Annotated in this window: 10 protein-coding genes; 6 read left to right on the top strand and 4 right to left on the bottom strand. The window is 72.4% G+C overall.

Features of this window, described 5'->3' with window-relative positions; translation table 11 throughout:
- The first annotated feature begins 61 nt into the window (after nucleotides 1-61).
- The 6 genes from IFT73_RS08300 (at nucleotide 62) to IFT73_RS08275 (ending at nucleotide 8,537) form a co-directional block, all read left to right on the top strand.
- Complete coding sequence (locus IFT73_RS08300; RefSeq protein WP_056603024.1) at nucleotides 62-412, top strand: metallopeptidase family protein; 351 nt, start codon at nucleotides 62-64, stop codon at nucleotides 410-412.
- The gene (locus IFT73_RS08295) at nucleotides 405-1,064 is read left to right on the top strand and encodes a pirin family protein (protein ID WP_192167223.1); all 660 of its coding nucleotides are present in this window, start codon (nucleotides 405-407) and stop codon (nucleotides 1,062-1,064) included. Before IFT73_RS08300 ends, IFT73_RS08295 begins: the two co-directional genes overlap by 8 nt.
- Nucleotides 1,065-1,142: 78 nt before the next feature.
- Nucleotides 1,143-2,516, top strand: coding sequence for an FAD-binding protein (locus IFT73_RS08290; RefSeq protein ID WP_192167222.1), 1,374 nt, complete (start codon nucleotides 1,143-1,145; stop codon nucleotides 2,514-2,516).
- Nucleotides 2,513-3,802: a class I SAM-dependent methyltransferase gene (locus tag IFT73_RS08285; RefSeq protein WP_192167221.1), complete on the top strand. Its 1,290-nt coding sequence runs from the start codon at nucleotides 2,513-2,515 to the stop codon at nucleotides 3,800-3,802. Before IFT73_RS08290 ends, IFT73_RS08285 begins: the two co-directional genes overlap by 4 nt.
- A 97-nt stretch (nucleotides 3,803-3,899) precedes the next feature.
- Entirely contained in the window at nucleotides 3,900-6,347 is a 2,448-nt protein-coding gene (locus tag IFT73_RS08280) for a glycosyltransferase family A protein (RefSeq protein ID WP_192167220.1), read from the top strand.
- 57 nt (nucleotides 6,348-6,404) lie between these two features.
- The gene (locus IFT73_RS08275) at nucleotides 6,405-8,537 is read left to right on the top strand and encodes an acyltransferase family protein (protein WP_192167219.1); all 2,133 of its coding nucleotides are present in this window, start codon (nucleotides 6,405-6,407) and stop codon (nucleotides 8,535-8,537) included.
- Between the two features lie 13 nt (nucleotides 8,538-8,550).
- On the opposite strand, the gene IFT73_RS08270 is transcribed toward IFT73_RS08275, so the two are convergent.
- The 4 genes from IFT73_RS08270 to IFT73_RS08255 are packed head-to-tail and all read right to left on the bottom strand — an operon-like array spanning nucleotide 8,551 to nucleotide 13,854.
- On the bottom strand, nucleotides 8,551-10,233 hold the full coding sequence (locus IFT73_RS08270; protein ID WP_192167218.1) for a CDP-glycerol glycerophosphotransferase family protein: 1,683 nt from the start codon (nucleotides 10,231-10,233) through the stop codon (nucleotides 8,551-8,553).
- Nucleotides 10,230-10,577: a hypothetical protein gene (locus IFT73_RS08265; RefSeq protein ID WP_192167217.1), complete on the bottom strand. Its 348-nt coding sequence runs from the start codon at nucleotides 10,575-10,577 to the stop codon at nucleotides 10,230-10,232. Before IFT73_RS08265 ends, IFT73_RS08270 begins: the two co-directional genes overlap by 4 nt.
- The gene (locus tag IFT73_RS08260) at nucleotides 10,574-13,048 is read right to left on the bottom strand and encodes a glycosyltransferase family A protein (protein ID WP_192167216.1); all 2,475 of its coding nucleotides are present in this window, start codon (nucleotides 13,046-13,048) and stop codon (nucleotides 10,574-10,576) included. The genes IFT73_RS08265 and IFT73_RS08260 overlap by 4 nt, the downstream gene beginning before the upstream one ends.
- Before the next feature lie 5 nt (nucleotides 13,049-13,053).
- Entirely contained in the window at nucleotides 13,054-13,854 is an 801-nt protein-coding gene (locus IFT73_RS08255) for an exodeoxyribonuclease III (RefSeq protein WP_056602998.1), read from the bottom strand.
- Nucleotides 13,855-13,860 lie beyond the last annotated feature (6 nt).

Genomic DNA, 13,860 nt, shown 5'->3' with positions numbered 1-13,860 from the left:
ACCCGTTCAGCATAGAGGGTGAGACGGATCGGCGCTGCACCGCATCGGGCAGGATGGGCTCATGATCGAGGTGAGCGAGGACCGGTTCGCCGAGCTGGTCGAGGCCGCCTTCGCCGCGGTGCCCGCCGAGCTCGCGGCGCTGCTCGACAACGTCGTGCTGTTCATCGAGGACGACGCGCCGCCCGACGACCCCACGCTGCTGGGCCTCTACGACGGCATCCCGCTGACCGAGCGCGACAGCACGTACGCCGGTGCGATGCCCGACCGGATCTTCGTCTACCGCAACCCGACGCTCGAGATCTGCGACACCGAGGAGGACGTCGTCGAGGAGGTCGGCATCACGGTCGTGCACGAGATCGCCCACCACTTCGGCATCGAGGACGACCGGCTGCACGAGCTCGGCTATGCCTGAGCTGCGGCGCGCCGGCCGACGCTTCCGCACCGTGGGCGACGGCGTCGAGACGTGGCACAGCTTCTCTTACGGGGTGCACTACGACCCCGAGCAGATCGGCTTCGGCCCGATCATGGCGATCAACACCGAGCACGTCGCCCCGGGCCGCGGGTACGACGTGCACGAGCACGCCGACGTCGAGATCGTCACGTGGGTGCTCGAGGGCGTCCTGCGGCACGAGGACTCCACGGGGCAGGCCGGCGACGTCCGACCCGGCACGGCCCAGCGGTTGAGTGCCGGCACGGGGGTGCGGCACTCCGAGCGCAACGGCTCGGACACCGAGCCGCTCGTGTTCGTGCAGACGATGCTGCGGTCGAGCCGCGACGACGTGCCGGAGTACGCGCAGGTCGAGGTGCCGGGCGACACGGGCGTCCTGGTGCCGACCGTCGACGTCCACGCCCCTGCCGAGCTGTTCTCGCTGCGGCTCGACCCGGGCCAGCAGGTCGTGGTGCCGGCGGCCGCACGGGTCCTCGTCGTCGTGACGTCGGGGCTCGTCGTCTGCGGGGAGCTGGAGGCCGCGCAGGGGGACGAGCTGCGGTCCGCGGACGGTCGGGAGATCGAGCTCGTCGCCCCCCACGGGGCCGCGGCCCTGGTCTGGCGGCTCGACGGCTGAGACCCCCGTCACAGTTCGTTGCGTTATGCAACGAGCCCCGGACACCGTCCCGTCATCGTCGGGTCATAGGCTGGGCAGGTGAAGGGTTGGAATGCGCACACCGAGGCAGTCGAACAGCTCCTGACGTCCTACGCGCAGATCCCCCGAGGGTCACGGGTGCGGCTCGCGAAGAAGACGTCCAACCTGTTCCGTCCGCGATCGTCCAGCGACGCGCCGGGGCTCGACGTCAGCGGGCTCGACGGCGTCATCGCGGTCGACGCGATCGCCGGCACGGCCGACGTGCAGGGCGTCTGCACCTACGAGCACCTCGTCGAGGCGACCCTGTCACTCGGCCTGATCCCGTACGTCATCCCCCAGCTGCGCACCATCACGCTCGGTGGCGCGGTGACGGGCCTCGGCATCGAGTCGACGTCGTTCCGCAACGGGCTGCCGCACGAGTCGGTGCTCGAGATGGACATCCTGACCGGCTCCGGCGAGCTCGTGACCGCGACGCCCGACAACGAGCACGCCGACCTGTTCGACGCGTTCCCCAACTCGTACGGCAGCCTCGGCTACGCGACCCGGTTGAGGATCAAGCTCGAGCGGGTCCCGCGCTACGTCGCCCTGCGGCACGTCCTGATGGCCGACGCGGCCCAGGCCGTCGAGGCCATCGAGTCGATCACCCGCACGGGCGCCTGGCACGGCGAGCGCGTCGACGGGCTCGACGGGACGGCCTTCACGCCCGACGAGATCTACCTGACGCTCGCGACGTTCACCGACACGCTGCCCTCGGGCGGCACCGCCGCGATCAGCGACTACACCGGCATGGGCGTCTACTACCGCTCGATCCAGCAGCGCGAGACCGACGTCCTGACGATGAACGACTACATCTGGCGCTGGGACACCGACTGGTTCTGGTGCTCGGGCGCCTTCGGTGCGCAGACGCCGTGGATCCGCCGCCTGTGGCCCGCGCGGTACCGCCGCAGCGACGTCTTCCACAAGATCGTGGGCCTCGACGAGCGCTTCGGCATCATCCGCACGCTCGACCGCATCAAGAAGATCCCCGGTCGCGAGCGCGTCATCCAGGACGTCGAGGTGCCGCTCGCGAAGGTGCCCGAGTTCCTCGAGTGGTTCGACGCCGAGGTCGGCATGCGCCCCGTGTGGCTGTGCCCGCTGCAGACCACGCGGCCGTGGCCCGTCTACCCGCTCGAGCCCGGCGAGATCTACGTCAACGCCGGCTTCTGGGGCACCGTCGAGGTGCCCGCCGACTCGCCGCCCGGCCTGGTCAACCGGCGCATCGAGGACGCCGTGCACGCGATGGGCGGCCACAAGTCGCTGTACTCGGAAGCGTTCTACGACCAGACGACGTTCGACCGGATGTACGGCGGAGAGGTGCTCGCCTCCGTCCGAGCCCGGTACGACCCCGACAACAGGCTGAGCACGCTCTACGACAAGGCAGTGAGGAACTCATGACCACAGAAGCCGCCGTCCGGCTCACGATCGCCGACGCTCTCGGCAAGCTCATGAAGGAGGGTCTGCCGTTCCGCTTCGAGGCGTTCGACGGCAGCTCGGCGGGTCCCGCCGACGCTCCCTTCACGCTGCGCCTGCTCAACGAGCGCGGCCTGTCGTACCTCATGACGGCACCGGGCGACCTCGGCTTCGCGCGGGCGTACGTCGCGGGCGACCTCGAGCTCGACGGCATCCACCCCGGCAACCCCTACGACGCGATGGTGCTCATCATGAGCCAGCTGCGCTTCAAGGTGCCGTCGGCCGCCGAGATGGTGCAGATCGTCCGCAGCCTCGGCTTCGGCAACCTCAAGCCCCCGCCGCCGCCGGCCGAGGAGCACCTGCCCAAGTGGCGCCGCGCCCTCGAGGGCATGCGCCACAACAAGAAGCGCGACGCCGAGGCGATCCACCACCACTACGACGTCTCGAACCGCTTCTACGAGCTCGTGCTCGGCCCGTCGATGACGTACACGTGTGCCGTCTACCCGACGCTCGACTCGACGCTCGAGGAGGCGCAGCACGAGAAGTACGACCTCATCTGCCGCAAGCTCGACCTCAAGCCCGGTGACCGTCTGCTCGACATCGGCTGCGGATGGGGCGGCATGGTGCGCCACGCCGCGCGGCACTACGGCGTGAAGGTCCTCGGCGTGACCCTGTCGCGCGAGCAGGCCTCGTGGGCCCAGGACGCGATCAAGCGCGAGGGCCTCGACCACCTCGCCGAGGTGCGCTTCTCCGACTACCGCGACGTCCCCGAGGGCGAGTTCGACGCGATCAGCTCGATCGGCCTGACCGAGCACATCGGCGTCAAGCAGTACTGCGACTACTTCGGCTTCCTGCACTCCAAGCTGCGCGACGGCGGACGCCTGCTCAACCACTGCATCACCCGGCCGAACAACAAGACCACGACGACCGGTGCGTTCATCGACCGCTACGTCTTCCCCGACGGCGAGCTGACGGGCGTCGGCCGCATCCAGGTCGCCGCGCAGGACGCGGGCCTCGAGGTCCGGCACGTCGAGAACCTGCGCGAGCACTACGCCATGACGCTCACGGGCTGGTGCGACAACCTCGTCGAGCACTGGGACGAGGCCCTCGGGGAGGTCACGATCGGCCGCGCCAAGGTGTGGGGCATCTACATGGCCGGATCGCGCCTGGCGTTCGAGCGCAACGAGATCGAGCTCCACCACGTGCTGGCGGTCAAGGCCGACGCGCGTGGCGACGCGAGCTGGCCGCTGCGCCCCACCTGGGGCAGCTGAGCCCTCGCCGTCCGGCCCCGCGGTCACCCGCGGGGCCGCGGCCGCACCCGGCGCGGATACGCTCGGGACGTCCGCCGAGTCCGACCGGGGAGCATGCGTGACCGACCATCTCGACGTCCTGCGCGACCAGATCGACTACATCGACGTCGACCCGTACGCCGTCGCGGCGCACGCCCTGCGCTACGGGACGCCCGGCCTGCTCGACCTGCTGGCGCTCATGGCGTCGGACGGCCGTGACGGGTACGACGTCGTGCAGGCGGCGGCCGACCGCTTCGACGCCGACGGCTCCCTGCCGACGGGTCTCGCGCCGCGGGCCGTCGGCGCCCTGGCCCAGGCGCTGATCGGCCGGCACCAGCGCCCCGACGGCTCGTACGCCGCCTCGGCGCGGATGCACCGGCTGGCCCACGCGATCGGCACGGCCGACGACCAGCCGACGGGGTTCGCCAAGCTGCTGGTGCAGACGCAGCTCGCCGCCGGCGGTCCGGGCGACCTCGCGGCCCTCGACGCGCTGCTGGCCGCCGAGCCCGACCTGGTCGACGAGCACCTCGCCTGGATCGTGCGCACCGACCGCCTGCGGCACGACCCCGAGAAGTGGAGCGCGTCGTTCGGCGAGATCTTCGCCGAGGGGCAGGCTCCGGTGCGCCTCGGCGACGGCGACGCCCGTCCGTTCGACCGGCTCGAGGCCGCGCCGGGGGCCGCAACCCCCTCCTCGCAGGGCGACGACCCCCTCCTCGTCACCGTGGTGATGTCGGTGTTCGGGGCCGACGAGAGCTTCCGCACCGCCGTGCGCTCGGTGCTGGCGCAGACGTGGACGCACCTCGAGCTGCTCGTGGTCGACGACTGCTCGCCGGCCGAGCACACCGCCGAGATCGCCGCCGTCGCCGACTGGGACGAGCGGGTCACGGTGCTGCGGATGCCCGAGAACGGCGGCACCTACCGGGTCCGCAACCACGCGCTGGCGCACGCCCGCGGCGAGCTCGTGACGTTCCAGGACTCCGACGACTGGTCGCACCCCGAGCGTCTGGCCCGCCAGGTCGAGGCCCTGCAGCGGCAGCCCGACGCGATCGCCTCGCTGAGCTCGTGGGTGCGCATGACCCCCGACCTGGTGCTCAACCGCGTGGGCTACGCCGCGACCCGCGTCAACGCCTCGTCGATGATGTTCCGTCGCGAGCCCGTGGTCGAGCGGCTCGGCGGCTTCGACACCGTGCGCAAGGACGCCGACTCGGAGTTCCGCGACCGCCTCGCCGCGACGTACGGCGAGGACGCCCTCGTCGTCCTGCCCGACGTGCTGGCCGTCGCCCAGCTGACCGCCGACTCGCTGTCGCGCGACGACTTCGCCTTCGGCTGGTGGGCCCCGACCCGCGAGGCCTACGGCGCCGCCGCCTCGCACTGGCACGACCGCATCCGCCGGGGCGAGGCCCCGCCGATGATCGACGCATCGGCACCGCGGACCTTCCCGGCCCCCGCGAGCTTCGTCGACCGCGTGCCTGCGCCGGTGACGTGCGACGTCGCGTACGTCTCCGACTGGCGTGTCGGCATCAACCGCTACGACGCGGCCCCCCGCCGCGTCCGCGCGCTGCTCGACGTCGGCCTGACGGTGCACGCGGGGCAGGCCGTCCACCTGCGGCACGCCTACCGCACGCGGCGCGAGTCGGTGCCCGAGATCCGCGACCTGCGGGCCGATCGCGGGCTGGGTTGGCTCGTCTGGAGCGAGCCGGTGCACGCCCGCGTGACGCTCGTCGACTCCGCCGAGCTGCTGATGTTCCCCCGCAGCGCCGCCGACGTGCGGGTCACGACCGACCGCCTCGTGGTGGCGGCCGGCAGCTCGCCGCACCAGCGCGAGCGCGGCTGGACGCTGTACGACCCGGCGACCGTCGAGCGCAACGGCCGCGAGCTGTTCGGCGTCGACGTCGAGTGGCTGCCCGCCCACGACGGGGTCGCCGCCGACCTGAGGGCCGCCGGCGCGACCGCGACGATCCTGCCGTCCCGCCCGATCGCCGTCGTCGACGCCGCGACCGACCGCCCCGCCGTCGTGTCGCGTCCCCCCGTCGTCGGTGCCGCGCGGCTCGAGAAGATCGGCAAGAACCGCCTGCCGGGCGCCCAGCTCGTGCAGTACCTGCCGACCGACGGGGCGTGGTCGGTGCGCGTGCTGGACGACGACGAGGTCGTCCCCAAGCTGTTCCGCAAGAACCCGGTGCCGTCGACGTGGACGATCGTCGAGGGCCGGTCGATCGGTTCCTTCGCCGCGGACGTCGACGTGATGGTGGCCTTCGCGCCCGACGCGTGGGGCGACGGCGTCACGTGGCCCATGGTCGGCGCGCTCGGCGCGGGAGCCGTGCTGCTGGTCGACCCGCGCCACCGGCCGGCGCTCGGCGACGCCGCTCTCTACGCGCGTCCGGACGAGGCGCGGGCGGTGCTCGACGCGCTCGTCGCCGACCCTGCCGCGTACGCCGCGCAGCGCGACCGCGGTGACGCCTTCGTGCGTGACGCACTCGACCCCGCGGCGTTCGCGGACGTCGTCGGCGGCCTTCGACCCATCGGATAGCCTGTCGTGGGCCTGTCGGGCCCCGCCGCCACCGTGAGCGCCGATGGGAGGAACGTCATGTCGACCGCACAGCACCGCGGCTCGTCCGCCGGTACCGGCGGGACGACCCTGACCCGGCCCGACCACGGTCGCACGATCCGCCTCGACATCGAGGGCATGCGCACGATCGCGGTCGGCTCGGTGCTGCTGGCCCACGCGGGCGTGCCGTTCCTGGCCGGCGGCTTCATCGGCGTCGACATCTTCTTCGTGCTGTCGGGCTTCCTGATCACGGGCCTGCTGGCCCGCGAGATCACCCGGTCGGGACGGGTCAGCCTCAGCACGTTCTGGGCCCGGCGGGTCAAGCGGCTGCTGCCGGCCAGCGCGACGGTGCTGGTCTTCTCGGCCCTCGTCACGTACCTGTACCTGCCGATCACGCAGCGCAAGGACTTCGGTGGCGACATCGTCTCGGCGGCCCTGTACGTCGTGAACTGGCGACTGGCGGCCCGCGGCGTCGACTACCAGGCCGAGGACATCGGCGAGTCGCCCGTGCAGCACTACTGGTCGCTGGCGGTCGAGGAGCAGTTCTACGTCATCTGGCCGATCCTGATGCTGATCGTCGCGGTGCTCGCGGCACGGCGTTGGAAGAACGTCTCGTTCGTCGTCCTCGGGCTCGTCACGACGGTCTCGTTCGCGTGGTCGGTCGCGCACACCGCCAGCAGCCCCCAGACGGCGTACTTCATCTCGACGACGCGCATCTGGGAGCTCGGCATCGGGGCCCTGCTCGCGCTGTCGGCCGAGCGGGTCGCCCGGGTCCCGGGCACCGTGCGCGCCGCCGGCGGGTGGGTCGGCATCGGGCTGATCGCCTACGGCGTGCTGGTCTTCGAGAAGACGACCCCCGCGTTCCCGGGGGCCGTCGCGCTGGTGCCGACGATCGGTGCCGCGCTCATGATCGCGAGCGGCCTGCGCGAGACCCCCGGGTCGCCGCAGCGCCTGCTGAGCCTGCGCCCCATGGTGTTCATCGGCGGGCTCTCGTACTCGATCTACCTGTGGCACTGGCCGATCCTGGTCGCCGCCGAGGCGCGGTTCCCCGATCTGCAGCTGCGCTGGACGGTCCTGCTCGCGGTGCTGTCGATCGTCCCGGCCTACCTGAGCTTCCGGTTCATCGAGAACCCGATCCGGTTCGGCACGTTCTTCCGCCCGAACGGCCGGGCCATCGGCATGGGCCTGGCGCTGACGGCCGTCGGCGTGGGCGTCGGCTGGGGGCTGGGTGTCTCGGCGACCGCCGGCGGCGTGACGGAGGCCGACCGCGCCGCGAGCCCGGGTGCCGCGGCGCTGCTCGACCCCGCGAACAAGGACGTCGACTGGTCGGCGATCCGCGAGGTCGAGCGCATGCGCCCGCTCGCGACCGAGGCGGTCGACGACCGTCCCGCGTTCTACGACGACGGCTCGGGCTGCCAGGTCTCGGACGGCGACGCGACCCCCAAGCCCTGCATCTACGGCGACGCCTCGGCCCGGCGCACCGTCGTGATCGTGGGCGACTCCAAGATGGCGCAGTGGCAGCCCACGTTCGCCGCGATGGCCGAGCGCGAGGGCTGGCGGCTCGTGCAGCTGACCAAGTCGGCGTGCACGTTCGCCGACGTCGAGTTCGCCCGCGACAACCGCGACGACTGCCGTGCCTGGGGGCGCGCGGTGCTGCAGGACGTCCTCGACCTCAAGCCCGATCTCGTGATCGAGTCGCACCGCTTCACCGACGCGCTGCCGCCGGGGCGCACCGACGACGCCGACTCGACGCAGGAGGCCCTGGTCGACGGGCTGACGAGCTACTGGCGCCGGATCACCGACGCCGGCATCCCGCTGGTGACGCTGCTCGACAACCCCGCGCCGCCCAACGCGCCGGTGTACGAGTGCGTCGCGGCGGCGCCGAAGGACCTCTCGAGCTGCTCGTTCGAGCTCGCGGGAGCCGTGCAGGCGTCGGGCGCCGAGGCGCAGCGGATGGCCGCGGCCGAGGTGCCGGGCGTCGGCATCATCGACATGACGTCGACGATCTGCCCCGACGACGACCGGTGCGCGGCGGTCATCGGCAACGTCCTGGTGTACCGCCAGGGCACGCACCTGACGAAGACGTTCATCGACTCGGCCGAGCCCCAGCTGGCCGCGGCGCTGTACGACGCGTCCGAGGGGGCCTTCGGCCGGACGATCGAGACGCCGTAGCCGTCGGCCGCTGCTACGAGATGCCGCGGCTCCCGACCAGCGCCTCGATCGCCGCGACGGCCCGCCGCGAGTTGTCGCGGTCGTGGAACGTGAAGGCCTCCCGGGCACGCTGCTCGTAGACGTCGGGACGTCGACGGTCGCCCAGCAGGTAGGCCTCGATCGCGTCGATCGTCGACTCGACGTCGTGCGTCACGGGCCCGAAGCCGTCGCGCTCGTGGTCGAACCACGACGGCTCGGCGTGGCCCGCGCCGAACTCCTCGCGGTCGAAGTGCGTGTAGACCAGCGGGGTGCCGAGGTAGGCCAGGTCGAAGTGCACCGACGAGTAGTCGGTCAGGAACAGGTCGCACCGGCGCATGACGTCCTGGATGTCGGACGCCCCGCCGTCGAGGATCTCGACCCGGTCGCCGACGGGTGCGGCGCCCGCGTACTGCGCCATCAGGTTGTAGTGCGGCATGAGCTCGAAGCGGTGGTCGTGCTGCTCGAGCAGGTCGTGCAGGCGGGGGCTGCGCAGCAGGTCGTCGACGAACCGCTGGTAGTTCGAGCCCTCGAACGGCACCTCGCCCGTGGCGCCCTTGGTCAGCAGCTCGGTCGTGTAGAGCTCGGGTGCCAGGTAGCGCCGCCACGTCGGCATGAACAGGATCGTGCGGCTGGGTGGCGTCGGCACGAGGGCGTCGTAGCGCGGCAGGCCCGTCTCGACGACCTGTCGGTCGTAGCCCGACGTGTGACGGATGGCGGCGGTCTCGGCAGCGCTGGCGGTCAGGTAGAGGTCGTACCCGCCCGTGCGTCGCCGGACGTCGGTGGTCTTGTCGTTGATGCCGTGCTTGAGGTAGACGCGGTACGCGCCCGTGCGCCAGCCGAGCTGGCGCATGTAGTGCTGCTTGGGCCACTGCGACGGCACCATGTGCTTGATCGAGTAGGCGTTGGCGAGCACCGTCGCGTGCACCATCAGCAGCCGGTGCCGCAGCGACGAGTGCGCCACGACGTTCCCGAGCCGGCTGAGCTCGTCGAACCGGTCGCTCGAGGGGTCGAGGACGTAGTACGCGCGGACGTCGGGGCGCTCGCGGCGCAGGTGCGTGAACAGGTGGTAGCCGTTGTCGCGTGCGGTGTCGGCCCGTTCGCCGACGAGCCAGATCTCGCGCCCGCGGAACAGCGGCCACGTCAGCACCCGCAGGGGCTGGACGAAGGCGAACGGACGGCGCCTGACGACGTCCTTGAGCGTGCGGAGCACGAGGCCGGCCCGCCAGCGCAGCCCCGCGAGCGGCGTCGCACCGGGCTGCGCGACGAACTCGGCGTGCTCCGTGGGCGACGGGAACAGCTGCAGGCGACGCTCGTGGGTCACGAGCGGACGCGACGACGCGAGCGACCCGGGTGCGGCGCCGACGGGCACGACGGACGAGTCGAGCGAGACCTCCAGGCCCGTCGTGCCGAGCGGTACCTCGTCGATCGGCACGTCGGCGACGAACCCCGTCCAGCGGTCGGCGCCGTCCTCGTGGCGCAGGCGCGGCTCGGTCACGACGGTGAGCTCGCGGGTGCCGTCGGGACGCAGCCAGTGCAGCAGCAGGGTCTGGTCGGCCGGCGCGTCGCCGTCCGTGCCGGGACGCCGGCACGTGCCGGTCAGGCGCAGGGTGCGTCCGCCGTCGACGACGTCGAGCCCGTGCAGGCTGGCCGCGATCAGGCGGACGGGCTCGACGCTCACCTGCCCTTGGCCTCGATCTCGGCGATCGCGTCGAGGATGGACTGCCGCGCGTGCGCGAGATCGGTCAGGGTGCGGGCCGACGAGCGGTCGACGGCCTCGCGCAGGTCGTCCGGTCCACCGGCTGCGCCTGCGCCGCCGGCCTCCTCGCCGGGCGAGGTCAGCAGGTAGCCGACGATGACGGCCTGCAGCGCCAGGACGCACAGCAGCGTGAGGTCGTACCCGTCGAAGACCGTGCCGATCACGCCGATCACGACGAGCACGGCGGTCGCCCCGACCAGGACGAGGGTGCGTTCGGCGATCAGTCGTCGCACGAGCGATCGTGCCGTGCGCTGCCAGGTGCTCATCGGACTCCTGTGTCGGTCGGGGTGGTGAGGGCCGCGACGGACGCGGCGAAGGTCGCGGGTGCCAGCTCAGTCTCGCAGAAGCCCAGCGAGCGGCCCTGCTGCGCGGCGTAGAGGGCGGGGTCGGCCGTCAGCCGCTCGATCGTCGCGGCCACGTCGGGATCGTCGAGGTAGAGCGCGGCCTCGCCGAGCAGTGGACGCAGGGCGGGGTCGACGACGACGACGCAGCCGCGTGCCATCGCCTCGAGGGCCGGACGCAGCAGCGTCGCGCCCCCGACGCGGGTCGGCGGCACGATCACGACGTCGCACAGGTCGAGGAAGGCGGTCGTGTCGATCGTGCCGGTCGAGAACGTGAGGGCGTCGGCGCGCACGCGGCCGCGGGCGTCTCCCTCGAGCACGCGGACGTCGGCGTCGCGGGGGAGCGCGGCGGCGAGACGCCGGCGGTCGGCGACCTCGAGCGCCTCGGTCGCCGGGTCGACGACGCCGACGACCGGGGCACCCGGCAGCAGCCGTCGGGGGAAGCGCGCGGGGCGGACGACCTGCATCGGACGCGGGGGACGGACGACGCCGGTCGCGCCCGACGCGGTGATGGCGTCGGCGATCTCGGTGGTCGCGGGCAGCCACTGCACGTCGACGTCGAACATCGTGCGCACGACCGACTCGACGTGGACCGGGTCCCACGAGACGCGCGGGGCCGTGCCGGTCACGGGCAGCCGGTCGGCGACCACCGCGACGGACCGGGGTCGCATCGCGACGGCGTCGGCCGAGCGGGGCAGGGCCAGCAGGTCGACGTCGCGCACCAGCAGCACCGTGGGCGTCATGGGGGCGCCGAGCAGGGCCCAGTCGGTGACCCCGCGGTACATCAGCTCGAGCAGGTCGGCCCGCGGGTAGTGGCGCTGACGCGACGCGAACCGCAGGGCGTCCGCCCGCGCGACGCCGACCGTCAGGCCGGACGCGGCGATCGCGGCGACCTCGTCGGCCGCGCCCGCGTGTGCCAGGGGGCCGGGACGCGGATCGGTCAGCACGACGACGTCGGGCGCGAGATCGGCGTAGTCGACGCCTTCCATGTCGGGCGGTGCGGGGAAGGCGCGGCTGCCGTCCGGGTTCGACGAGTGCGGCGAGGTCTCGCCCGCCGCGATCTTGGCGTGCCAGTGGCGGAACGCCGAGTGGTAAGTCGCCCGCGCCGGGCGGTGCCAGCTGGGCCGGAAGTCCTCGCGCGACAGCGAGCCGCCGGTCAGCTGGTACAGCGACAGCGGCACCTTGAGGTTCACGATGCTCTTCAGCCCGTGGACCGTCGCGATGCGCTCGATGTACTCGGTGTCGGCGCCCTTGCGCATCAGGTCGAAGGGTCCGAGCTCGTCGAAGACCTCGCGCTTCATCAGCAGCGACGGGGCGCTGTGCGCGAAGGCCAGCGAGCCGACCCGGGTGATGTAGAGATCGGTGTGCAGGCGGATGGCCTTCGACAGCGTCGCGACGACCTGCGGGTCGGCGAACTCGGCCATCTGGCGCTCGAGCCGGCGGGGGTGCGACCAGTCGTCGCCGTCCTGGATGCCGAGGTACGCGCCGCGGGCGATCGACAGGCCGTGGTTGCGGGCCCGGTACGCGCCGCCGTTGACCGGCATGCGGTGGTAGCTGACCCGCTCGTCGAGGGCCGTGGCCCGCTCGAAGACGTCCTCGAAGCCGGCGGGGCTGTGGTCGTCGACGAGGATGACCTCGAGGTTCGCCCACGTCTGCTCGAGGATCGACCGGGTCGCCGTGATCAGGCTCTCGGTGGGCGACCAGACCGGCATGACGATGCTGATGAGCGGGCCGTCGACCGATCCGGCGGGGGCGTCCGTCCGGACGGTGTCGAACGGGCTGTCGGTGGCCTCGAAGCGCACGGGGTCGAGGCCGCGCTCGACGAACGGCGCGTTGAACCGCTCCTGCCACGTCTCGAGCGGGGCCGGCTCGACGCCGCGGAACGGGCTGATCAGGTCGAGGTTGACGGCCCAGTGGTACCAGGACTCGGCGCTGTTGGTCCGGACGTCGGGCGTCGCCTGCGACGTGTGGCGGCGGACGTAGTCGGCCCGGCCGACCGCCAGGTGGGCCTGGACGTCCTGCCGGTCGTACTCGTACGGGTTGCCGTCGCGGTCGGCGATCGTGCGGGCCAGCGCGAACAGGTCGGCGGCGGTGCGGAAGTTGCCGTCGGTGCCGAACGCGCGGCCCAGCATCAGGTAGGCGAAGCCGTACAGCGACGGCCCGTGCAGCGGCGCGAGCACCTCGTCGCTCGGGGCGCGCCCGGCGGTCGCCTCGGCCGCCATGCCGGCGAGCTCGTCGACGCCGTAGTGCCCCCGGGACGCCGCGCGGGCGAGCATCTCCTCGCCGCCGTCGTACTCGTAGCGCAGCAGGGTCGCCGCGAGCCGCGCGCTCGAGACGACGCCCGAGTCGGCGAGGTCGGCCAGGTGCGGGGGCACGCCGTGGTGAGGGGTCGTCATGGGCGTCACGGCTCGCCGACGAGCTCGACGACGACGGGGGCGTGATCGCTCGCGCCCTTGCCCTTGCGCTCCTCGCGGTCGATCCACGCGGTGTCGACGCGAGCGGCGAGGGCCTGCGAGGCCAGGACGAAGTCGATGCGCAGCCCGCGCTTCTTCGGGAACGCCAGCTGCTGGTAGTCCCAGTACGTGTAGACGCCCGGCCCCGGGGCGTGCGGGCGGACGACGTCGGCGTATCCCGCGTCGACGACGGCGTTGAAGGCGTCGCGCTCGGGCTGCGAGACGTGCGTCCTGCCCTCGAAGGCCGTCACGTCCCAGACGTCGTCGTCGGTCGGGATGACGTTCCAGTCGCCCGTGAGCGCGATCTGCGCCGTGGGGTCGTCGGCGAGCCACTGGGCCGACGCCTGACGCAGCCGCTCGAGCCACGCGAGCTTGTAGTCGTAGTGGGGGTGTCCCAGCTCGCGGCCGTTGGGCACGTAGAAGCTCCAGACGCGCACGCCGCCGCACGTCGCGCCGATCGAGCGGGCCTCGACGACCTCGGGGTCACCGAACGTCGGCTGGTCGTCGGCGAACTGCGTCGCGACGTCGTCGAGCCCGACGCGGGAGACGATCGCGACGCCGTTCCACTGGCTCAGGCCCTGGTGGGCGTACTCGTAACCCATCGCGGAGAGCTCGAGCCCGGGGAACTGGTCCTCGCGGCACTTGGTCTCCTGGATGGCCAGCACGTCGATGTCGTGCCGCTCGAGGAAGGCGGTCACGCGATCGATGCGGCTGCGGATGGAGTTGACGTTCCAGGTGGCGATGCGCACGTCTCG

The sequence above is a fragment of the Aeromicrobium sp. CFBP 8757 genome (genome assembly GCF_014841755.1).
GTDB lineage: Bacteria > Actinomycetota > Actinomycetes > Propionibacteriales > Nocardioidaceae > Aeromicrobium.
The sequence above is the reverse complement of the archived record's forward strand: the minus strand, read 5'-3'. Positions and strand labels throughout refer to the sequence as shown.

What these genes read in the sequence shown, in the direction of transcription:
- IFT73_RS08300 (WP_056603024.1), top strand. Translation starts at nt 62, where the DNA reads ATGATCGAGGTGAGCGAGGACCGGTTCGCCGAGCTGGTCGAGGCCGCC.
- IFT73_RS08295 (WP_192167223.1), top strand. Translation starts at nt 405, where the DNA reads ATGCCTGAGCTGCGGCGCGCCGGCCGACGCTTCCGCACCGTGGGCGAC.
- IFT73_RS08285 (WP_192167221.1), top strand. Translation starts at nt 2,513, where the DNA reads ATGACCACAGAAGCCGCCGTCCGGCTCACGATCGCCGACGCTCTCGGC.
- IFT73_RS08275 (WP_192167219.1), top strand. Translation starts at nt 6,405, where the DNA reads ATGTCGACCGCACAGCACCGCGGCTCGTCCGCCGGTACCGGCGGGACG.
- IFT73_RS08265 (WP_192167217.1), bottom strand. Translation starts at nt 10,577, where the DNA reads ATGAGCACCTGGCAGCGCACGGCACGATCGCTCGTGCGACGACTGATC.
- IFT73_RS08260 (WP_192167216.1), bottom strand. Translation starts at nt 13,048, where the DNA reads ATGACGACCCCTCACCACGGCGTGCCCCCGCACCTGGCCGACCTCGCC.